The 20,371-nt window shown below is 59.3% G+C and carries 26 protein-coding genes; 1 reads left to right on the top strand and 25 read right to left on the bottom strand.

Annotation, left to right across the window (positions count from 1 at the left end; all coding sequences use genetic code 11):
- Positions 1–21: 21 nt before the first annotated feature.
- The 7 genes from pgaD to KZO83_RS15925 all read right to left on the bottom strand — a co-directional run bounded on the left by pgaD (position 22) and on the right by KZO83_RS15925 (position 8,291).
- A complete protein-coding gene (gene pgaD, locus KZO83_RS15955) occupies positions 22–480 on the bottom strand; it encodes a poly-beta-1,6-N-acetyl-D-glucosamine biosynthesis protein PgaD (RefSeq protein ID WP_247621438.1) in 459 nt (152 codons plus the stop codon).
- A 1-nt stretch (position 481) separates the two neighbouring features.
- Positions 482–652, bottom strand: a complete 171-nt coding sequence (locus KZO83_RS15950) for a hypothetical protein (RefSeq protein WP_247621437.1) — start codon at positions 650–652, stop codon at positions 482–484.
- Positions 653–673: 21 nt separating this feature from the next.
- Positions 674–1,780: a poly-beta-1,6-N-acetyl-D-glucosamine synthase gene (gene pgaC, locus KZO83_RS15945; protein ID WP_247621436.1), complete on the bottom strand. Its 1,107-nt coding sequence runs from the start codon at positions 1,778–1,780 to the stop codon at positions 674–676.
- Positions 1,777–3,897, bottom strand: coding sequence for a poly-beta-1,6-N-acetyl-D-glucosamine N-deacetylase PgaB (gene pgaB, locus KZO83_RS15940; RefSeq protein WP_247621435.1), 2,121 nt, complete (start codon positions 3,895–3,897; stop codon positions 1,777–1,779). Before pgaB ends, pgaC begins: the two co-directional genes overlap by 4 nt.
- On the bottom strand, positions 3,897–6,101 hold the full coding sequence (pgaA, locus tag KZO83_RS15935) for a poly-beta-1,6 N-acetyl-D-glucosamine export porin PgaA (RefSeq protein ID WP_247621434.1): 2,205 nt from the start codon (positions 6,099–6,101) through the stop codon (positions 3,897–3,899). Before pgaA ends, pgaB begins: the two co-directional genes overlap by 1 nt.
- A 234-nt stretch (positions 6,102–6,335) precedes the next feature.
- Entirely contained in the window at positions 6,336–6,875 is a 540-nt protein-coding gene (ssb, locus tag KZO83_RS15930) for a single-stranded DNA-binding protein (protein ID WP_040239365.1), read from the bottom strand.
- 33 nt (positions 6,876–6,908) lie between these two features.
- Positions 6,909–8,291 carry an MFS transporter gene (locus KZO83_RS15925; RefSeq protein WP_040239366.1) on the bottom strand — a complete coding sequence of 461 codons (1,383 nt, stop codon included), beginning with the start codon at positions 8,289–8,291 and terminating at the stop codon, positions 6,909–6,911.
- A gap of 244 nt (positions 8,292–8,535) precedes the next feature.
- Between KZO83_RS15925 and uvrA the strand changes: the two genes are divergently transcribed.
- Positions 8,536–11,406 carry an excinuclease ABC subunit UvrA gene (gene uvrA, locus KZO83_RS15920; RefSeq protein ID WP_178999547.1) on the top strand — a complete coding sequence of 957 codons (2,871 nt, stop codon included), beginning with the start codon at positions 8,536–8,538 and terminating at the stop codon, positions 11,404–11,406.
- Between the two features lie 87 nt (positions 11,407–11,493).
- Here uvrA and rplQ read toward each other — a convergent pair whose 3' ends face one another.
- From rplQ to rpsQ, 18 genes are all read right to left on the bottom strand, one after another.
- Positions 11,494–11,877, bottom strand: coding sequence for a 50S ribosomal protein L17 (gene rplQ, locus KZO83_RS15915; protein ID WP_178999548.1), 384 nt, complete (start codon positions 11,875–11,877; stop codon positions 11,494–11,496).
- Positions 11,878–11,916: 39 nt separating this feature from the next.
- Positions 11,917–12,915: a DNA-directed RNA polymerase subunit alpha gene (locus KZO83_RS15910; protein WP_040239374.1), complete on the bottom strand. Its 999-nt coding sequence runs from the start codon at positions 12,913–12,915 to the stop codon at positions 11,917–11,919.
- 91 nt (positions 12,916–13,006) lie between these two features.
- Complete coding sequence (gene rpsD / locus KZO83_RS15905) at positions 13,007–13,627, bottom strand: 30S ribosomal protein S4 (RefSeq protein WP_040239375.1); 621 nt, start codon at positions 13,625–13,627, stop codon at positions 13,007–13,009.
- A 12-nt stretch (positions 13,628–13,639) separates the two neighbouring features.
- Positions 13,640–14,026: a 30S ribosomal protein S11 gene (gene rpsK, locus KZO83_RS15900; RefSeq protein WP_011505752.1), complete on the bottom strand. Its 387-nt coding sequence runs from the start codon at positions 14,024–14,026 to the stop codon at positions 13,640–13,642.
- Between the two features lie 39 nt (positions 14,027–14,065).
- Positions 14,066–14,422, bottom strand: coding sequence for a 30S ribosomal protein S13 (gene rpsM / locus KZO83_RS15895; RefSeq protein ID WP_075369408.1), 357 nt, complete (start codon positions 14,420–14,422; stop codon positions 14,066–14,068).
- Between the two features lie 122 nt (positions 14,423–14,544).
- Positions 14,545–14,658, bottom strand: a complete 114-nt coding sequence (gene rpmJ / locus KZO83_RS15890) for a 50S ribosomal protein L36 (protein ID WP_075369409.1) — start codon at positions 14,656–14,658, stop codon at positions 14,545–14,547.
- 31 nt (positions 14,659–14,689) lie between these two features.
- Positions 14,690–16,021, bottom strand: a complete 1,332-nt coding sequence (gene secY, locus KZO83_RS15885; protein ID WP_040239383.1) for a preprotein translocase subunit SecY — start codon at positions 16,019–16,021, stop codon at positions 14,690–14,692.
- Entirely contained in the window at positions 16,021–16,455 is a 435-nt protein-coding gene (rplO, locus tag KZO83_RS15880; RefSeq protein ID WP_178999549.1) for a 50S ribosomal protein L15, read from the bottom strand. Before rplO ends, secY begins: the two co-directional genes overlap by 1 nt.
- A 3-nt stretch (positions 16,456–16,458) precedes the next feature.
- Positions 16,459–16,644 carry a 50S ribosomal protein L30 gene (gene rpmD, locus KZO83_RS15875; protein ID WP_040239387.1) on the bottom strand — a complete coding sequence of 62 codons (186 nt, stop codon included), beginning with the start codon at positions 16,642–16,644 and terminating at the stop codon, positions 16,459–16,461.
- A gap of 6 nt (positions 16,645–16,650) precedes the next feature.
- The gene (rpsE, locus tag KZO83_RS15870) at positions 16,651–17,151 is read right to left on the bottom strand and encodes a 30S ribosomal protein S5 (RefSeq protein ID WP_178999550.1); all 501 of its coding nucleotides are present in this window, start codon (positions 17,149–17,151) and stop codon (positions 16,651–16,653) included.
- 11 nt (positions 17,152–17,162) lie between these two features.
- Positions 17,163–17,513, bottom strand: coding sequence for a 50S ribosomal protein L18 (rplR, locus tag KZO83_RS15865; RefSeq protein ID WP_040239390.1), 351 nt, complete (start codon positions 17,511–17,513; stop codon positions 17,163–17,165).
- 9 nt (positions 17,514–17,522) lie between these two features.
- Positions 17,523–18,053, bottom strand: a complete 531-nt coding sequence (gene rplF, locus KZO83_RS15860) for a 50S ribosomal protein L6 (protein WP_178999551.1) — start codon at positions 18,051–18,053, stop codon at positions 17,523–17,525.
- 9 nt (positions 18,054–18,062) lie between these two features.
- Positions 18,063–18,455 (bottom strand): 30S ribosomal protein S8, encoded by a 393-nt coding sequence (rpsH, locus tag KZO83_RS15855; protein ID WP_178999552.1) that lies wholly within the window; start codon positions 18,453–18,455, stop codon positions 18,063–18,065.
- A 28-nt stretch (positions 18,456–18,483) separates the two neighbouring features.
- Positions 18,484–18,789, bottom strand: a complete 306-nt coding sequence (gene rpsN / locus KZO83_RS15850) for a 30S ribosomal protein S14 (RefSeq protein WP_040239397.1) — start codon at positions 18,787–18,789, stop codon at positions 18,484–18,486.
- Between the two features lie 10 nt (positions 18,790–18,799).
- On the bottom strand, positions 18,800–19,339 hold the full coding sequence (gene rplE, locus KZO83_RS15845) for a 50S ribosomal protein L5 (RefSeq protein ID WP_040239400.1): 540 nt from the start codon (positions 19,337–19,339) through the stop codon (positions 18,800–18,802).
- A gap of 18 nt (positions 19,340–19,357) precedes the next feature.
- Positions 19,358–19,672, bottom strand: a complete 315-nt coding sequence (gene rplX, locus KZO83_RS15840) for a 50S ribosomal protein L24 (RefSeq protein WP_247621433.1) — start codon at positions 19,670–19,672, stop codon at positions 19,358–19,360.
- A gap of 14 nt (positions 19,673–19,686) precedes the next feature.
- A complete protein-coding gene (rplN, locus tag KZO83_RS15835; RefSeq protein ID WP_040239405.1) occupies positions 19,687–20,058 on the bottom strand; it encodes a 50S ribosomal protein L14 in 372 nt (123 codons plus the stop codon).
- A gap of 51 nt (positions 20,059–20,109) precedes the next feature.
- A complete protein-coding gene (rpsQ, locus tag KZO83_RS15830) occupies positions 20,110–20,370 on the bottom strand; it encodes a 30S ribosomal protein S17 (protein ID WP_075369413.1) in 261 nt (86 codons plus the stop codon).
- Position 20,371: the final 1 nt, after the last annotated feature.

Raw genomic sequence — 20,371 nt, 5'->3', positions numbered from 1 at the left:
GCCGCTCGCTCTTCACAGCGTCTATGTCGACTCAATGCCGACGATGTGACCCCGCGCATCATGATGCAGGGTCGTCACGCGGCTGCGCTGAAGATGCTCGACCTGCGCCTCGCTCACACCGAAAGAAGCTGCCAGGCGCTCAGTGGTCAGCGGGGTTGGTGGGCGGCGGCGATCGGCATACCGAAAGCGCCGATAGTTGTAGAAGGCCCATATCAGCAACGCCATTCCCGCCAGTAAGACAGTCACGGCATAAACTGTCAGCGAGGCCCAGCTGTGCTCGTGGCTGTCGATCACATAGGCCTGAAAACGCTCGCTCCCGAAGGCCCATCCCAATAGAGTCGACAAGGGTAAGAACAGGTAGAGCCACAGCATCCACCCCAGCCCCGAGAGCAGCGCGAACACACCACGCTGACGGCGCGACTGCAGGTCGGGACGATGAATGATCTCAGGCAACTCGAGCGCCGCAGTATCGTCTCGCATGTCATGCGTCCTTATCGGTTTGGATGCCGCGATCGGGACTCTGCCAACGTGCCCGCCGACAGGGTGAAGAAAGTAACGTCTTGGGCACCGCAACCACGGCGGTAAAGGTCGACAGCGTCCAATAGAGCAAGGGGTACCAGATCACCCAGAAGTAGTGGCGCAGGAAACCCATGCGTTCGTAACGCTGGTCGATCTAGAGACTGACAAGAAACTGGATCAAGCATGTCGCCCCCAGCAGCAGGCCATTCCACTGGGGCAGCAGCGTGGCCACCCGCCACTGCTGTGGCAGGGGCACAAACGGTCCCAAACAAAACAACACGGCAATCGCCAGCATCACATAGGCCCAGATCAAGCTGGTGAAGTATTCGATTGCCACGCCCCAGAAACGTCGTTGGCGCCAGGCGAACAAGCCTCGACCATAACGCCGCATCACCTCGACGCCGCCCTGAGCCCAACGCAAGCGTTGCTGCCATAGACCTTTCAGTGTTTCCGGCATGTAGATGTAACAAAGCGCCTCGGGCTCGAAACGTATGTCCCAGTGATCCATTTGCAGGCGCCACGAAATGTCGATGTCTTCCGTCACCATATCGGCACGCCAATAGCCCACGCTATCCAGCGCGGCCCGGTTAAAGCCCGTGATGACTCCTGATACGGTAAAAATACGCCCATACGTACGCTGGGCACGCTTGATCAGGCCAATGATCGAGGAAAACTCGCCGACCTGTATCTTCCCCAGTAGGGTCGAGCGATTGAGAATACGCGGATTGCCGCTCACCGCGCCCACGCGTGGTCCTCCGGTTAGATGGCGCATCATCCAATAGACGGCATGAGGGTGTATCAAGGCATCGCCATCGATAGTCACCAGGTAGTCGCTGCACGCCGCCAGCGTCCCGGCCTTAAGCGCCACGGCCTTGCCCTGGTTGGCGCCAAAATGAATGACCCGCAGACGCGCATCGCTCTCTGCCAGCCTATCGAGGATGGCACCGGTCGCGTCCTGGCTACCGTCATTGACGGCGATAACCTCGACGCGGGGGTAGTGCGTCGCCAGCGCATACCGGATGGTCTGCTCGATTTGGTCCGCTTCATCGTGACATGGAATCACGATACTGACGGGTTCCACCTCCGCCCCCGAACCCTCGAAGCGCGGTGTCTCTGTGTGGCCACGTTCGCGGCGCAGATAGAACCATAACCCGCCGATGATCCACATCCAGGCCATGAAGATCGGGTAGTAAAAAGCAAAACCGAACATCGTTGCCCGCCAATCGATGGTCAGTATCCAGGAAACGAGTGCATCGATCATGGCTGGCTCCGACGGTGGGGAAACTCGTTAAGGCTCATGCCTTCGAACGTCGGCTGGAACGCTGGTTTGCCGGTAATGAAATCATCCGGATAATACGCCAGATTGAGTGCGCCACGACGCACGAGCTGGTGCATCCAGTCACGCAGGCGCCTCGGCGCGATCCACTCCTGGCGCTCCCAATCATAGGTTTGCAGCTCGAACACCGTTTTATCGAGGCCACGCGGATAGCGCTGCACCCGATCCACAAGCGTGTCCAACCACTCTTCCGCCGGCTTCTCGGTACCATCCAGATAAGGCATCGCCATCAAGGCGACATCATCGTAATGCTCGAGGAATGGTCCCAGCGCCTGGGAGAAACGCGCTTCCGCACTCGGGTCGAGCACAACGCGCGCATAAAGGTTGCGCGCTACACGAAAGCGATTGCTGAGATTGGCGTAATGTCGCGCTCCATCGAGCGCCTGCTCACCGAAGTCAATCAATGCTCGGGTCTTGTCACGCGCGCTCAGCTTGCAATCGGTAATCTGGCGTCCGCTATCCGGCCAGCGAGCCTCGGGGGCACACGCCTGAGCATCTTCATCAGCGGCCAGGTAAGCATCATCGTGAATCAGTATGCCGTCGATGCCTGGCGTACTGCGTGCCAAGTCCGCGTAGATGTCATGGACGAGCGCTTGCGCCTCGGGACGAAACGGGCTCAGGCGCCGATAGGCACGCTCGGCAACGCGGCTTTCGCCATCGGCCTCGTGTACCCGAACCTGCAAGCGACGCTGCCGTGAGTCATCCGGCAAGTCGAAGGCCAACAAGGGTAGCCAAGCATAAACATCCACCCCGGCACGCGTCTTGAGCTGCCAGGCGACGCGGTTGAACAGGTCGGCCCGCATCGGCAGATGATCATTGGGAAAGTAAAGCGATGAGGCGGTGCCATCGCCGTCCGGGTCGGCGAACGCCTGCAGATAGACCGTGCGCACCTGCATCGCCTTGATACGATCGAGTAGCGCGCTCAGGTTGGCATGGACCTGCTCGGGATCGTCATCGTAGAGCATGTCGAGATCGACCTGCACGGCACGCTGAATACGCGCCGGCGGGTCGAGGGTCTGCGCGACCTGTGCTTCGATGTCCACCGGTGGGGGATTGCCCATGACCAGCAGGCGTCCGAAGTCAGGGCCCGAGGCCGGTGTCGGTAGGTGCCGGTCCCCCAGGTTGAAGGTAAATTCAAAACCCGCGTCTCGTGCAATCGCTTCGGTTTCGGCATTGGTAGCGCCATATGGCCAGACTACGGCCCTGGGACGCACGCCCGTGTTCGACTCGATCACATCGGCACTCTGTACGAGATCGTCATGAATGCGCTGGCGATACGCGGCATCGTCTTCATACTCACCGCTCGCCGGATCATAGCGCCGCGCCAACGCGGCCGGTTCGACGTTGCCCTGGGGGTTGGCGCGAATGCCACGGTGCAGGTCGTGGGTATGCGTGGCGATCTCGACCAGGCCCGAGGCCTGCATTTCACGTACCTGCCCCCAGGTGACGAACCCTGCCTGGCCACGCTTCGCACCGTTGTACTGGATTTCATCCGCGGCTGCCTCGTCACGCGGGTCGCTCGTCGCATTGCCTAGATGGGCCGCCAACTGGGCGGTCTCGCGCGTCGCGATATGCTTATCCTGGCCCCTCTCACCCTTGCGGACCCGCTCGAGCCATCCTGTCTCGATCGCGAAGAGTGCCGGATAGTCGTAGGCCTGTAATAGCGGGTACACGCGCCGATAGAAGCTTTCCAGGCCATCGTCGAAACTCAGCAGTACGGCATTCGAGGGTAGTGGCCGCTTGCCTTGGCGTGCTGCTTGAATGTCGTCCAACGAAACAGGATGCCAGTCATGCGCCAGCATCCAATCGAACCATGCCGCCAGCCGTTCATGGCTGATCGCATAGGGGTCACGCCCCACCGCCGGTTGGGCGGCGTCACGGACATCATGAAACGCGAGCGTCGCGAAGTGGCCATCCGGTATGTGCACATTGGCCGAGACAGCGGGATCGCTCGGGGACGGCGCAGCCGACGGCTCGGCCACGCTGGGGCCGGCCATCAACAACCCCATGCCGAACAGCAATATTGATACCAGCGATGGCATTACAGCACCCCCTCGAAACCGAACTGTCCATACCAGCGCTTCTCGCGCTCGCCTTCGTATGCATGGCTTTCCCAGCCGATGCCGTAATTGATCGACCACGTCCGCGTCAGTTGCCAAGTATGCCCATAGGACACCTCATAACCCGGCGCACCGCCGTAGCCGCTTTCCCACTCAGATGCCGCACCCAACGACAGGTTCTGAGTCAGCGAGCGGTCGTAGCGACGCCAAGTCAACCAGTCGTGTTCGAGCGTAATGCCTGCCGTGCGCTGATCCTCGGGGTTGTAATAATCGGCATCGACATCGCGGTTGTGTTCGGCCGACAGCGAACCAATCAGCCGGGTCTGATGATGGGCACTGGCCTGAACGCGCTGGATCAGCTCGGCCGCTACATCGCTGCGTAAATTGCCGTCGCTGATATCCAGTGCGCCCAGCGTGAGCGTGGCGTCGCGGGATTCATTCTGGCGCCAGGTCACTTGCGTCTGGTAAAGACGTCCGTCCAGGTCGGCGCGCTCGGCACGCAGCGGTGTCTCGGGTGACTGCGTCTGTGTGCGTAACTGGTACTGCCAATGATCGCCAAGCCATTGCGACCAGCCAAGATCGAGGCCGAAATCTTCATTGAGAGGCTCACCGCTCAATGCCGCCCACCAGTGTCGGCGCAGCCACTGACGTTCGACACCCAAGCTCTGGCGGCTATGGCGCTCCGCGCCCTCGTCATAATCGCCCCATTGATAGGACTGCTCGGCATAAATGCGATAGCCTCCCGCGCTCCAGGGCGAGTTCAAGCGCAGTTGATAATCGCCATCCTGGCTACCATTGACGGCACTGCCACCGTGAGAGCGGCCAAAACTCCCCTGCCCCTCGAGGGAAAAATGCTGGCGATCCAGCCATTCGAGCCGATTACGTCGCACCGCCGAGTCGCTCGGAAACTGCTCCGCTAGAGCCTCGCTGGTCGCCTGCCAACGCGGGAACGCTTCGAGGGCCTGGGCATTCTCGGCAATATTCAAACGCGTGGCCTTATCGTCAGGCGCGTACGCCTCGGCTAGCTCGGTCGTCGCTTGCGCTTGTCGATACCAGCCGCGAGCACGCTGAGCGGTAGCCAAGGTATTGATGACATCGGTGTTGCGCGGTGCCGCCCGATAAAGCGTAGCGGCCCTATCAAGCGCCACCTCTTCATGATGCCTGTACGCCGCATCGCGGACTCGGAGGCGATCTATTTCACTGCGTTCCCAGTTGGGAACCGGCGACGCCGTCTGATTCTCGCGGTAGCGCCACGTCGGGGTGCGATCATTCAGGCGCGCCAGTTGTTGCTTGGCTCCCTCGTAGTCTTCGCTCTCGATCAACGCGTAGTAATACCCCGTCTTGACCGCGAGCGGTGCCGACGAATCGGCGTCGAGCACTTGGCGATACAGTGCCGCCGCCTCTTCGGGTCGTTGGCGTGCCAGATACGCATCAGCCACCGGGGCCTGGGCATAGGTCGGTAACGTCACCGATGCCCGACGTAACGCTTCGTATTCGTCGATGACATCATCGAAATGCCGCAACTGGCGTAGCACCACGAGTCGATCGAACCGAGTGCGCCGACGCGCCTCGCTACCGGCAGCAAAGTCATCGAGATTGGCATTGAGCTGCTCCAGCGCAGCCGATAGCGCGACGTCGTCCTGAGCGTATCTGTGCCGACGCTGGTGACGCGATTGCTCGAGCATTCCATTTTGGATAGCGGCCGTCGCCTTATCCGCTCGGAAGCGGTCGCCCACATCCTCTGGCCACTCGGGCTGATGACGTCGCCTCAATTGATCGGCACGCCGATAGGCTCCCAAGTTGGAGAGACTGGAAGTTTTCGTCTCGAGCGCCTGAGGGTTGGATGACGCATACGTCAAGACACGCTCAGCGAGCTGCAGTGCAATACCGGGGTGGCCTTGCTGTCGTTGGCGCTCGGCTATCCCTGCCAGATCATCGGCGTTGGGATGTCCATCAGGCCCTGCACGCACGTCGTCACCATAGGCCGATGCCGGCGCATCAGTGGCCGGCAGTCGACCATCGGGAAAGCGCGCGTCCGCCTGAGCGGCACCTGTCGGCGCCAACAGCAGACCCAGCGCCGCAAACCCAATAAAAGGGCGTAGAAAACGATGACAGCCGGTACGCGCACGTGAGCAGTGGCCTGGATGGCCACCCATCCACCGGCCGCCGAAGCGGAGAGGTTGCATTATTGGGATGACACCACCGTTAGTTCCATTAACGAGATGAGGGCTCAAATCCGTTGAGCGGGTGCTTTTGCGCCACTGAGGCTAGTAGGTAATACCTCCGCATGCAAACAAGTGTAATATTGTGTGTTTTTGCGTGTCCATGACGATTCGAGCGCCTTTCCTTCACGGGCAACATAAAAAAGCCCCGTTTAACGGGGCTCTACAAACGTCTATCGACTTAGCACGTCGGCAACGCTAGAACGGAATCTCGTCGTCGAAATCATCGAAGTTGCCGGGATTGGGAGCACCGTAATTACCTTGCTGGCCACCCTGCTGGGGCGGTTGTTGCTGAGGTGCCTGCTGCTGCGGGGGCGGACCGCCTTGTGGCTGGCCGTAGCCACCGCCCTGCTGAGGCGCATTTTGCGAGGGTTGCGCATAGTCGCCGCCACCCTGGCCACTGCGCGAATCGAGCATCTGCATGTCGTTGGCGACAATCTCGGTGGAATACCGATCCTGCCCGTCCTGACCCTGCCACTTACGCGTCTGTAGGCGACCCTCGATATAGATACGCGAGCCTTTCTTCACGTACTGCTGGGCGATTTCCGCCAGCTTATTGAACATCACCACCGTATGCCATTCGGTACGCTCCTGGCGCTGACCGCTCTGACGGTCGGTCCAGGTATCGGTGGTCGCGATGCGTAGATTGCACACCGGATTACCGGAAGGTAGAAAGCGGACTTCCGGGTCCTGACCGAGATTGCCGATCAGGATGACCTTGTTCACGCCGCGCGCCATGTGAGTCTCCTTGAAATAGTTCCGCGCCCGTTATCAGGCGCTCTTGTGATCTCGCTCGGACCCGAGGACGCGTTCTAGCGCCTCGGCATCCAGCCGCTGACGGTCAACCTTGAGGTAGGCGACACGCTCGTCGGGCACCACCATGACATCTTCGACGCCAGCCACGGCGGCGAATCGCTCCATCAGTGTATCCATCGTGCCCATCGAGCGCTCGTCCAGGGCGACGATCTCGCTCGAGAGGTGGCGGGGTGCCGGCATCTTCCAGACAATCGCCAACCATACCGCACCCAACAACGTCGCGCCCAGAAAGACCGCGTCCAGACCGAAGTGCTGGGAGAGGAAGCCGCCCGCCGTTCCGCCCAGGAAGGCACCCAGAAACTGGCTGGTGGAGTACACGCCCATCGCCGTGCCCTTGGCGCCCGCCGGGGCCAGCTTGCTGATCATCGACGGCAGCGTGGCTTCCAACAAGTTGAAAGCCACGAAGAATCCCCAGAGCAGCGAGAACAACGCCCAACGCCCATCGGAAAACTCCACCAGCCCCGCCAGACATAGCGTCAGCCATGCCACGGCACCGATGAAGATCGGTTTCATCTTGCGGTACTTTTCAGCCACGATCACCAACGGCACCATGGCCACGAAGGCCAGCGCCATGATCGGCAGATACACCCAGCCATGGTGCGCCGGCGCAATGCCCAACGCTTCCAGACGAAACGGCACGGCCACGAAGCAGGCCGTCAGGATGGCGTGCAGGGCGAAGATCGAGAAATCCAGGCGCAGCAGATCACGCCGCGCCAGCATCGCGCGGAGTTGGGTGCGGTCGAGCCCGACATCGCGATGCGACACCAAACGCGGTGCACGCGGCACCAGGCGCCACAGCACCAGCATCCCCACCGCCGCGAGTGCGGCCGTGAACCAGAACACGCCGGCCAAGCCGAAAGGATCGGCGACCAAGGGGCCCACGACCATCGCCACGCCAAACGCGATGCCTATCGACAGCCCGATGGTCGCCATCGCCGCCGTACGCACTTCTTCGCGGGTCTGATCGGCCAGCAGCGCCATGATCGCCCCGGCGACTGCGCCGCTGCCTTGTAGGCAGCGCCCGACAATCACCCAGCCGATCGAAGTCGCCTGGGCGGCGACAACGCTACCTAGCAGAAACAACAAGAGTCCAATGCTGATGATGAGCTTGCGGCCGAACCGATCCGACAGCAGCCCGAAGGGAATTTGTAGAATCGCCTGTGTCAGGCCGTAACCACCCAGCGCCATTCCCACCAGCAAGGGAGTCGCACCATCCAGGTCCCCGGCATACAGCGCCAGGACCGGCAGTACCATGAAAAGCCCGAGCATGCGCGTCGCATATAAGCTGGCGAGGCCGAAAATGGCACGCCGCTCGGTGTGAAGTAATGATGAAGACATGATTGAGTCGCGTCGTTGAAGAGAAGAAACGTTCGATACCGAAACCGGCCCGCGAGGCCTTGCCGCAGGGGCCGTGACGAACCAACACCTCGGCGTCTCGCACGCGCGCAGACGCCGACCAAGCGCATTTTACCGACTGCCTGCCTGCCAAGGAAAGGACGCGCTTTGCTCGGACTCCACTGCACCCTCTATAATCGATCCTTTGACCGCGCCACCGCCACGGCGCAACCGGCACGAGGTGGGCATGGACAGAATTCTGGTCAGGGGTGCACGCACCCACAATTTGCAGAACATCGACGTCGAACTACCGCGCAACAAGCTGATCGTCGTTACCGGTTTGTCCGGTTCCGGCAAGTCATCGTTGGCCTTTGACACCCTCTACGCCGAGGGACAGCGCCGCTATGTGGAATCCCTCTCCACCTATGCCCGCCAATTCCTGTCGATGATGGAAAAGCCCGATGTTGACCACATCGAAGGGCTCTCGCCAGCGATTTCCATCGAGCAGAAATCGACGTCCCACAACCCGCGCTCGACGGTCGGCACGATCACCGAGATTCACGATTACCTGCGCCTGCTCTATGCCCGCGCGGGAACGCCACGCTGCCCCGATCACGACATCGATCTCGAAGCACAAACCGTCTCGCAAATGGTCGACCAAGCCTTGGCGCTGCCCGAAGGCAGCAAGTTGATGCTACTGGCACCGGTCATTAGTGGTCGCAAGGGCGAGCACCAGCAACTACTGGCCGAGCTGCGCTCCCAGGGCTACGTCCGTGCCATGGTCGACGGTCAGGCCGTGGAACTCGACGAGCTTGGCCCGCTCGACAAGAACAAGAAGCACGACATCAGCGTGGTGGTTGATCGTATCAAGGTACGCGATGGGCTAGCCCTGCGTCTGGCCGAGTCGTTCGAAACCGCACTCGGCCTGTCCGACGGCATCGCCATCCTTCACGATATGGATGGCGTGCGCGACGATATCGTCTTTTCGGCACGCTTCGCGTGCCCGGTGTGCGGCTACTCGATCGCCGAGCTCGAACCGCGGCTGTTCTCGTTCAACAATCCCGCCGGGGCTTGCCCAACCTGTGACGGCCTCGGGGTACGCCAGTATTTCGATCCGCACAAGCTGATCAGCCATCCCGAGCTGTCGCTAGCCGAAGGCGCCATCAAGGGCTGGGATCGGCGTAGCGTGTATTACTTCAACCAGTTGCAGGCGGTCGCCCAGCATTATCGCTTCGCGCTAGAAACGCCCTGGCAGGATCTTGCCCGGCATGAGCGTGATGTCATTTTGCACGGCAGTGGGCAGGACCAGATCGCCTTCAGCTACGTCAACGACCGGGGGCGCAAGGTCACACGCGAACATGCCTTCGAGGGCGTCCTACCCAACATGGAACGGCGCTACCGCGAAACCGAGTCGAGCATGGTGCGAGAAGACCTCGCCAAACACCTGGCGGTACAGCCCTGCCCGTCCTGCCAAGGAACACGGCTGCGCAAGGAAGCCCGCCATGTGTATATCGACGGGCGTCCACTCCCCGAGATTTCACGACTGCCCATCGGCGAGGCCTGGCATTACTTCGCGGCGCTGGAATTGCCTGGACGCAAGGGTGAAATCGCCGTCAAGATCGTCCATGAGATCCACTCACGCCTGGAGTTCCTAGTCAATGTAGGGCTCGACTACCTAACCCTAGAGCGCAGCGCCGACACACTCTCCGGCGGAGAGGCTCAGCGCATTCGCCTGGCCAGCCAGATCGGCGCAGGCCTGGTCGGCGTCATGTACATCCTCGATGAACCCTCGATCGGCCTGCATCAACGCGACAACGACCGGCTACTTCAGACGCTCGAACGCCTGCGCGATCTCGGCAATACGGTCATCGTCGTCGAACACGACGAGGAGGCGATACGCGCGGCGGATCATGTCCTCGATATCGGCCCCGGCGCCGGGGTGCATGGCGGCCGTATCGTCGCGCAGGGGACCCCCGAGCAAGTCACCGAATGCGAAGCCTCGCTGACCGGCCAATACCTATCGGATAAACGCCGCATCGAGATCCCACCATATCGCATCCCCGGCAATCCAGAGAAAATGCTGCACCTCACCGGTGCCAACGGCAATAATCTGCAGAACGTTACGCTCGACTTGCCCCTGGGCCTTTTCGTGTGCGTGACGGGGGTGTCCGGCTCGGGCAAGTCGACGCTGATCAATTCGACGCTAATGCCCGTCGCCACGCGCGAGCTCAATCGCGCCACGAGCCTCACGCCCGCACCTTACAAGCGCATCCAAGGGCTAGAGTTGCTCGACAAGGTCATCGACATCGATCAGAGCCCGATCGGACGGACCCCGCGCTCCAACCCGGCCACCTATACCGGCATTTTCACACCGATCCGAGAGCTCTTCGCGGGCACCCAAGAGGCACGTTCGCGCGGCTACAAACCTGGGCGATTCAGTTTCAACGTCAAGGGCGGACGCTGCGAAGCCTGCCAGGGCGAGGGGCTGATCAAGGTCGAGATGCACTTTTTGCCCGACATCTACGTGCCCTGCGACGTCTGCAAGGGCAAGCGCTATAACCGCGAAACTCTGGAGATTCAGTATAAGGGCAAGAATATCCATGAGGTGCTAGAAATGACCATCGAGGAGGCATTGGAGTTCTTCTCACCGGTCCCGGCGCTTGCCCGGCGCTTGCAGACACTGATGGACGTCGGCCTGTCGTACGTGCGCTTGGGGCAAAGCGCAACCACTCTTTCCGGCGGGGAGGCGCAGCGCGTCAAGCTCGCCCGCGAGCTAGCCAAACGCGATACTGGCAAGACGCTCTATATTCTCGACGAACCCACTACCGGTCTGCACTTCGAAGATATCCGGCAATTACTGGGTGTCCTGCATCGCTTGCGCGATCATGGCAACACCATCGTGGTCATCGAGCACAATCTCGACGTAATCAAGACCGCCGACTGGGTTATCGACCTTGGCCCGGAGGGCGGTTCCGGCGGGGGACGCATCATCGCCGAGGGTACACCAGAGCAAGTCGCCAAGATGGACGTTTCGCACACCGGGCGCTTCCTCGAGCCGATCCTAGCCAAGCGCACAACTGCCAAGGCAACGCGCGAAGCGAGTACTGCCGAAACCTGATCGAAATATCGGCTATCAACAACGCATAAAAAAGCCGGCCCCGAGGGGCCGGCTTTATTGTGCCGAGATGGCGAAGCCTGACGAAGATTACTCCTCGGCGGCTTCCTCTACGATCGGACGGTCGACCAACTCAACATAAGCCATCGGCGCATTGTCACCAGTACGGAAACCGCACTTGAGAATACGCACATAGCCGCCCGGGCGCTCGACATAACGTGGGCCCAGCTCATTGAAGAGCTTACCGACCGTTTCTTTGGAACGGGTGCGGTTGAAGGCCAGCCGGCGGTTGGCGACGCTGTCCTGCTTGGCCAGAGTAATCAGCGGCTCGACGTGACGACGCAACTCCTTGGCCTTGGGCAGGGTAGTCTTGATGACTTCGTGCTCGACTAGCGACACACACATGTTCTTGAACATGGCATGGCGATGCGAGCTCGTACGATTGAGGTGACGACCACTCTTACGATGACGCATGGTTGAAATTCCTTACCAAACTGGGACTCGAGTCGGCGCTCACGCAGAGGCCTTGTCGTCCTTCAGGCTCGCCGGCGGCCAGTTTTCCAGCCGCATGCCGAGGGAAAGACCGCGCGCTGCCAGAACGTCCTTGATCTCATTCAAGGATTTCTTGCCGAGGTTCGGGGTCTTCAACAGCTCTACTTCGGTACGCTGAATCAGATCACCGATATAATAGATATTCTCGGCTTTCAAGCAGTTGGCGCTGCGAACGGTCAACTCGAGATCGTCTACGGGGCGCAGTAGAATCGGATCGATCTGATCCTCTTCTTCTTCGACTTCCTGTTCCTTGTCGGCTTCGAGATCGACGAACGCGCCCAACTGCTCTTGCAGAATGGTCGCGCTGCGGCGAATCGCCTCTTCCGGATCCAAGGTGCCGTCGGTTTCCAAGTCGATAATTAGCTTATCGAGATCGGTACGCTGTTCGACACGCGCGGCTTCCACGGAGTAAGACACACGACGCACCGGGCTGAAAGTCGCATCCAACTGGAGGCGACCGATCGCGCGCGATTCGTCTTCCTCGGAAGCACGGGTATCCGCCGGCTCATAGCCACGACCGCGGACCACCTTGAGCTCCATTTTCAGCTCGCCGCTGTCGTTGAGGTGCGCGATAACGTGATCCGGGTTGATGACGTCGACGTCATGATCGACGGCGATATCGCCCGCGGTCACCACACTCGGACCCTGCTTGCTCAGCGTCAGAACCACTTCGTCACGGCCATGCATCTTGATGGCGACGTCCTTGAGGTTCAGGAGAATTTCGATGACGTCTTCTTGGACGCCCTCGATGGCGCTGTACTCGTGTAGAACGCCTTCAATCTCCGCTTCCACAATGGCGCAACCGGGCATGGAAGACAGCAGGATGCGACGCAGAGCATTCCCCAGGGTATGGCCGAAACCACGCTCGAACGGCTCGAGCACGATCTTCGCATGATTCGCGTTGATCTCTTCGACCTTGATGTCGCGAGGACGGAGAAACTCTGTCACTGAACGCTGCATAAGAACACCTTTCAGGCTGCCAAACGGATACTCGGTACTCGAAACCAGGCCCTGGCATGGGGCCTGGCGGCATCACGCAGTGGCTGCATGATTACTTCGAGTACAGCTCGACGATCAGGTTTTCGTTGATGTCGGCAGACAGGTCGCCGCGTTCCGGGACAGCCTTGAAAGTGCCTTCCATCTTCTTGGAGTCGACGTCGATCCAAGTCACATCGCCACGGTTGGCGGCGATTCCCAGGGCGTTTTGAATGCGCGCCTGATTCTTGGACTTTTCACGAACGGACACCACGTCACCCGGCTTGACCTGATAGGAAGCCACGTTGACGCTACGGCCATTCACGGCGATTGCCTTGTGGCTGACCAACTGACGCGCTTCTGAGCGCGTGGAGCCGAAGCCCATACGGTAGACGACATTGTCCAGTCGGGATTCGAGGAGCTGCAACAACAACTCGCCGGTCGCGCCCTTGAGGCGGGCCGCTTCCTTGTAGTAGTTGCGGAACTGCTTCTCGAGTACGCCGTACATGCGGCGTACTTTCTGCTTCTCACGAAGCTGCAAGCCGTAGTCGGAAAGACGCTGACGGCGCTGGCCGTGGACACCCGGGATCTGCTCGGATTTGCACTTTTTCTCGAAGGGAGTAACACCGCTCTTCAAAAAGAGGTCGGTGCCTTCACGACGAGACAGTTTGCACTTCGGTCCAATATAACGTGCCATGAATCTGTCTCCTTAAACGCGGCGTTTCTTCGGCGGACGGCAGCCGTTATGGGGAACGGGCGTCGCGTCGGTAATGCTCTGCACGCGGAAACCCGCAGCATTGAGCGCACGCACGGCGGATTCACGGCCGGGACCGGGTCCCTTGACCAGCACGTCGACGTTTTTCACACCATACTCGGCTGCAGCAGTCGCTGCACGTTCGCTTGCTACTTGAGCAGCGAACGGGGTGCTCTTACGAGAACCACGAAAACCCGAACCACCGGCAGTCGCCCAAGAAAGAGCGTTGCCCTGGCGGTCTGTGATCGTCACGATCGTGTTGTTAAAAGAGGCATGGATGTGGGCAACCGCATCCACTACCTGCTTTTTCACCTTTTTACGGTTACTACGCGGGTTAGCCATGTTGATGTCTATTCCTGTCTTAACGCCAGAACGTGCGTTTTATTTGCGAATCGGCTTACGCGGTCCCTTACGGGTACGCGCATTGGTCTTGGTACGCTGACCACGCAGCGGAAGACCACGACGATGACGCAGACCACGATAGCAACCCAAGTCCATGAGACGCTTGATGTTAAGCGTCGTATCACGGCGAAGATCGCCTTCAACGGTATACTTGCCGACTTCGTTACGCAGGACATCCACCTCCTCGGCGGACAGCTCCTGCACTTTCGTCGTCGGCGCGATGCCGGTAGCGACGCAGATTTCCTGCGCACGCGTACGGCCAATCCCGAAGATGTAGGTCAGCGAGATCGCCGCATGCTTGTTGTCCGGGATATTGACGCCTGCAATACGGGCCATCAGCTTACTCCGAATGTTGAGCGGCTTGCTCGTTTAGTCGTCTATAAGGGCGCAATAGCATACCCCTTTGCCTCCTTAGAGACAAGGGGTATGCCTACGCCCGCTTTTAAGTCAGCGCAGGATCAACCCTGGCGCTGCTTATGCCGCGGTTCGCTACAGATGACACGAATCGCGCCATTGCGCCGAATGATCTTGCAGTTACGGCACATTTTCTTGACGGAAGCTCGAACTTTCATCGTTCTCTCCAAAAAACCTAGCGGGGCTCGTTTAACGCAGGATACCGCCGCTGCCATAGCCTTTCAGGTTGGACTTCTTCATCACCGATTCATATTGATTCGACATCAGATGCGACTGCACCTGGGCCATGAAGTCCATGACCACCACTACCACGATGAGCAGGGAAGTACCGCCAAAGTAGAAAGGTACTTGCCAGGCCACCACGAGGAACTGGGGCATCAAGGAAACTGCGGTGATGTACAAGGCGCCGAAAAGCGTCAGACGTGTCATGACCTTATCGACATAGCGGGACGTTTGCTCACCCGGACGAATCCCCGGTAGAAACGCTCCTGATTTCTTCAAGTTGTCGGCGACATCCTTGGGATTGAAGACCAACGCCGTGTAAAAGAAGCAGAAGAATAGCACCGCCGCCGCGAAAAGCAAGATGTATAGCGGCTGCCCCGGGCCAAGCGCTTGTGACACCGTCTGCAGCCAGGCCATGTTCTGCCCGTCACCGATCCATTGGCCAATCGAGGCCGGAAACAGCAAGATGCTGGAGGCAAAGATCGGCGGAATAACACCGGCCATATTGACCTTCAGCGGCAGATAGCTGCTCTGCCCGGCATACATCTTGTTGCCTACCTGACGACGCGGATAATTCACCTTGATCCGTCGCTGGCCACGCTCGATGAAGACCACGAATGCAACAGTCGCGATCCCCAGGACTGCCAAAGACAGCAGCGGCAAGATATTCCAAGCCCCATCATTTCGCGCCAGTTCGAAAGACTGCCCGATAGCGCTCGGCAGACCCGCTACGATACCCGCGAAGATGATAAGGGAAATGCCGTTACCAATACCTTTTTCGGTGATCTGCTCTCCCAGCCACATCAGGAACACGGCACCCGCGACAAACGTCACGATTGCTGTGAAGTAGAAGCTGAGATCGCCGCTATAGGCGACGCCCTGTCCGACCAGACCGACTGCCATGCCGGTCGCTTGGATCAATGCCAGCAGCACCGTACCGTAGCGCGTGTACTGGTTGATCTTGCGCCGGCCAGCCTCACCTTCCTTCTTCAGCTGTTCCAGCTGAGGCGAGACCGCCGTCAGGAGCTGCATGATGATCGACGCGGAGATATACGGCATGATCCCCAGCGCAAAAATACTCATGCGCGACAGCGCACCACCCGAAAACATGTTGAACATGCCCAAGATGGTGCCCTGATTTTCCCTGAACAAGGCAGCAAGCTGGTCAGGATTGATGCCAGGCACCGGAATATGGGCACCGATACGGTACACCACGATGGCGATGAACACGAAACGCAAACGCGCCCAAAGTTCACTCAGACCACTTCCACTGGCCGGCATGTTTCCTGACTTAGCCATTAGTCCTCTACCTTGCCACCGGCAGCTTCGATCGCGCCACGGGCACCCTTGGTGACCTTGAGACCACGAACCGTGACTGCTTTGTTCAGTTCACCGGAGAGAATCACCTTCGCGTACTTGGTGCTATCCTTAAGTACGTTGGCTTTCTTAAGGCTATCCAGATCGACGATATCACCGTCGATCTTGGCCAACTCCGCCACGCGCACCTCTTCGGATGCCAACGACTTGATGGACGTGAAACCGTATTTCGGCAGACGACGCTGCAATGGCATCTGACCGCCTTCGAAACCGGGCTTCACGGACCCACCGGAACGTGACTTCTGGCCTTTGTGGCCGCGACCGCCGGTCTTACCCAGACCGGAGCCGATACCACGACCGACGCGCTTCTCGGCGTGCTTCGAGCCCAGTGCTGGACTCAGACTATTGAGTTTCATGGATTACTCTCCCTCAACACGCACAAGGTAATTAACCTTGTTGACCATACCGCGTACGGCGGGGGTGTCTTCCAGCTCAACCGTGTGACCGATGCGGCGCAGGCCCAAGCCACGAATAGTGGCCTTGTGCTTTTCCAGAATGCCGATGGTACTACGAGTCTGGGTAACCTTGATCGTTGCTGCTGCCATGATGCCTTACCCCGCGAGCTCTTCGACGGACATACCACGCTTAGCGGCAATATCCTCCGGAGACTGCATGGCGGCGAGACCTTTGATAGTCGCGCGCACCACGTTCACCGGGTTGGTGGAACCGTAGCACTTGGCGAGAACGTCATGGACGCCTGCCAGTTCGAGTACGGAGCGCATGGCACCGCCAGCAATGATGCCGGTACCTTCAGACGCCGGCTGCATGAACACCTTGGAGGCGCCATGACGGGCCTTCGTGGGGTACTGCAGCGTAGCGCCGCTGAGACTTACCTTCACCATGTTGCGACGCGCCTGATCCATCGCCTTCTGAATCGCGACTGGCACTTCACGTGCTTTGCCGCGGCCGAAGCCGACGCGACCGTTGCCATCGCCAACGACGGTCAGTGCGGTGAAGCCGAAAATACGACCACCTTTCACAACCTTGGCGACGCGGTTTACCTGCACGAGTTTCTCTTGCAGATCGCCGCCCTTCTGTTCGTTATTCGCCATCGTAAAACCCTTTAGAATTCCAGGCCGCCTTCACGAGCGGCATCTGCCAGGGCCTTGATACGACCGTGGTATTTAAACCCGGCACGATCAAAGGCCACCTCGGTGATGCCCGCTTCCTTTGCGCGTTCGGCAATCAGGGCGCCCACCTTGGAGGCGGCGTCCGCATTGCCCGTGGATCCTTCACGCAGGCTCTTATCGAGCGTGGATGCGCTGGCCAGTACTTGGCCGCCATCCGGCGAAATGATCTGCGCGTAGATGTGGCGCGGCGTGCGATTGACGCACAAGCGAGACACGCCAAGCTCGCGGATCTTGGCGCGAGCGCGGCGGGCACGACGGAGACGAGATTCTTTCTTCGCGTTCATAACCCTGCCTTACTTCTTCTTGGCTTCTTTGCGGCGGACTTCTTCGTCGCCATACCGAATCCCTTTGCCCTTGTAGGGCTCGGGGGGACGGAAGGCACGAATTTCCGCTGCGACCTGGCCGAGCTTCTGCTTGTCCGCGCTCTTCAGCACGATCGTGGTGTTCTTCGGCGTTTCGGCCGTCACACCTTCAGGCAGCGTATACTCGACGGGGTGCGAGAAGCCTAATGTCAGGTTGAGTGTGTTGCCGCTTGATTGCGCGCGGTAACCGACACCGTTGATCTCGAGAGACTTGGTGAAGCCTTCCGAAACGCCAGTCACGAGATTCTGTACCAGCGCACGGGTGGTTCCGACCATCGCCCAGCTTTTAGCGGACTCGCTCGGATTAAATGTCAGTTGGCCTTCTTCCTGGCCCACAGTGACATCGGAATGCACGGTCATGGAGAGCGTGCCCTGACCGCCTTTGACGGTCAGCTTGTTAGCCTCGAGTTTGACCTCGACGCCACTCGGTAGTTTCACCGGATATTTGGCTACGCGGGACATTCCAAACTCCTAGAATACGGTGCAGATGACTTCACCACCGACACCGGCCTGACGCGCCGCACGGTCGGTCATCACGCCCTGAGAAGTGGTGACGATCGCGATGCCCAGACCATCCGCGACTTTCGGCAGCGTGTCCTTGCCCTTGTAAGAGCGCAGGGACGGCTTGGAAAAGCGCTGAATGTGCTCGATGACCGGCTTACCCTCGAAGTACTTGAGAGTAACGGTCAGCTGGGGCTTGGCGCCTTCCGTGACGGTGAAGTCGTGGATATAGCCCTCTTGCTTCAATACGCGAGCCACCTCGACCTTGAGGTTGGAAGACGGCAAAGAAACCGTCTCCTTGGTGGCCATCTGCGCATTGCGGATACGGGTAAACATATCCGCCAGAGTATCTTGCATGCTCATTACGTTGCGCTCCTGATTCTCGCGTAGCTTACCAACTGGACTTCTTGAGCCCAGGTACGTCGCCACGCATGGCGGCTTCACGCAGTTTATTGCGGCCCAAGCCGAACTTGTTATAGAAGCCGTGCGGACGACCGGTGACGCGGCAGCGATTACGCTGACGCACCGGGCTGGAATCGCGCGGCAACTCCTGAAGTTTCAGTTGGGCGTCGAAGCGCTCTTCATCAGAAGCGTTGACGTCATAGATGACGGCCTTGAGCTCGGCACGCTTGGCCGCGTACTTATCTACCAGCTTCGCGCGCTTGAGCTCACGCTCAATCATGCTTTTCTTTGCCATGATCCCACCCTTATTTCTTGAACGGGAAGTTCAGCGCGCTCAGCAGCGCACGGCCTTCTTCATCGGTGTTGGCAGTAGTGGTGATTGTGACATCCAACCCGCGAATACGATCAATCTTATCATATTCGAGTTCAGGAAAGATGATCTGTTCACGCACACCCATTGAGTAGTTGCCACGACCATCGAAGGACTTGGGGTTCAGACCACGAAAGTCACGAACGCGCGGAATCGCGACGTTCACGAGACGATCGAGGAAATCCCACATCCGTTCGCGACGTAAAGTCACCTTGATGCCGATCGGCCAGCCCTCGCGGACCTTGAAGCCTGCGATTGACTTGCGCGCCTTGGTCACTACCGGCTTTTGACCGGAGAGTTTCTCCAGGTCGCCGACGGCGTTGTCGATCAGCTTTTTATCGCTGGTCGCATCGCCGATGCCCATATTGAGGGTCACCTTGGTGATCCGAGGGATCTGCATCACGTTGGCGTAGCTGAACTGCTCTTGGAGCTGAGCTGCCACCTCGTTCTGATAACGTTCTTTCAAGTTCGCCATTTTGCTACCCGACTCGCGTTAGGCGTCGATCTGCTTTTGCGTCGACTTGTAGATACGTACCTTGGTACCGTCTTCCTGAATCTGGAAGCCGACGCGATCCGCCTTACCGGTCTCCTGATTGAAGATGGCCACGTTGGATCCGTGAATCGGGGCCTCACGCTCGACGATACCCCCCTGCTTGCCTTGCATGGGGTTAGGCTTGGTGTGACGTTTAACCATGTTCACACCGGACACGACATAGGACCCGTCCAGGACCCGTTTGATCGTGCCGCGCTTGCCCTTGTCCTTGCCGGCAATGACGATTACTTCGTCGTCACGTTTAATCTTTCGCATATCCGCCTCGCTCCTCACAGCACTTCAGGCGCTAGGGAAATGATCTTCATGAACTTCTCATTGCGAAGCTCACGCGTAACCGGCCCGAAGATACGGGTACCGATCGGCTGCTCGTTGGCGTTTTGCAACAGAACGGCCGCATTTCCATCGAAGCGGATCAGTGAACCGTCTGTACGACGGACACCACTCTTGGTACGTACAACGACGGCCTTGAGGACCTGGCCTTTTTTGACCTTGCCTCGCGGAATCGCTTCCTTGACCGTCACTTTGATGACGTCACCAACACGGGCGTAACGGCGGTGTGACCCACCCAGCACCTTGATGCATTGCACCCGGCGCGCGCCGCTGTTGTCGGCGACATCCAGCATTGTCTGCGTCTGAATCATCGGTTTTCTCCAAACCTAAACTGACTGCACTGGTGAAAGGCTCTGGCCTGCTCAGCCCTTGGCCTGCTCGACCACCTCGACCAGCGTCCAGGCTTTCAACTTGGAGATCGGGCGGCACTCTTCGATAGAGACCGTATCCCCGACCTTCGCCTGATTCGCCTCGTCATGGGCGTGCAGTTTGGTGGAGCGCTTCACGTACTTGTCGTAAATCGGATGCCGGACACGGCGCTCGACCTGAACGACGATGGACTTGTCCATCTTGTCGCTCACGACCTTGCCATTCAGTGTGCGGGCATTATTTTCTTCAGCCATC

This window comes from Chromohalobacter moromii (assembly GCF_023091865.1).
GTDB classification, from domain to species: Bacteria; Pseudomonadota; Gammaproteobacteria; order Pseudomonadales; family Halomonadaceae; genus Chromohalobacter; species Chromohalobacter moromii.
This window is presented reverse-complemented; position numbering and strand designations above follow the sequence as displayed.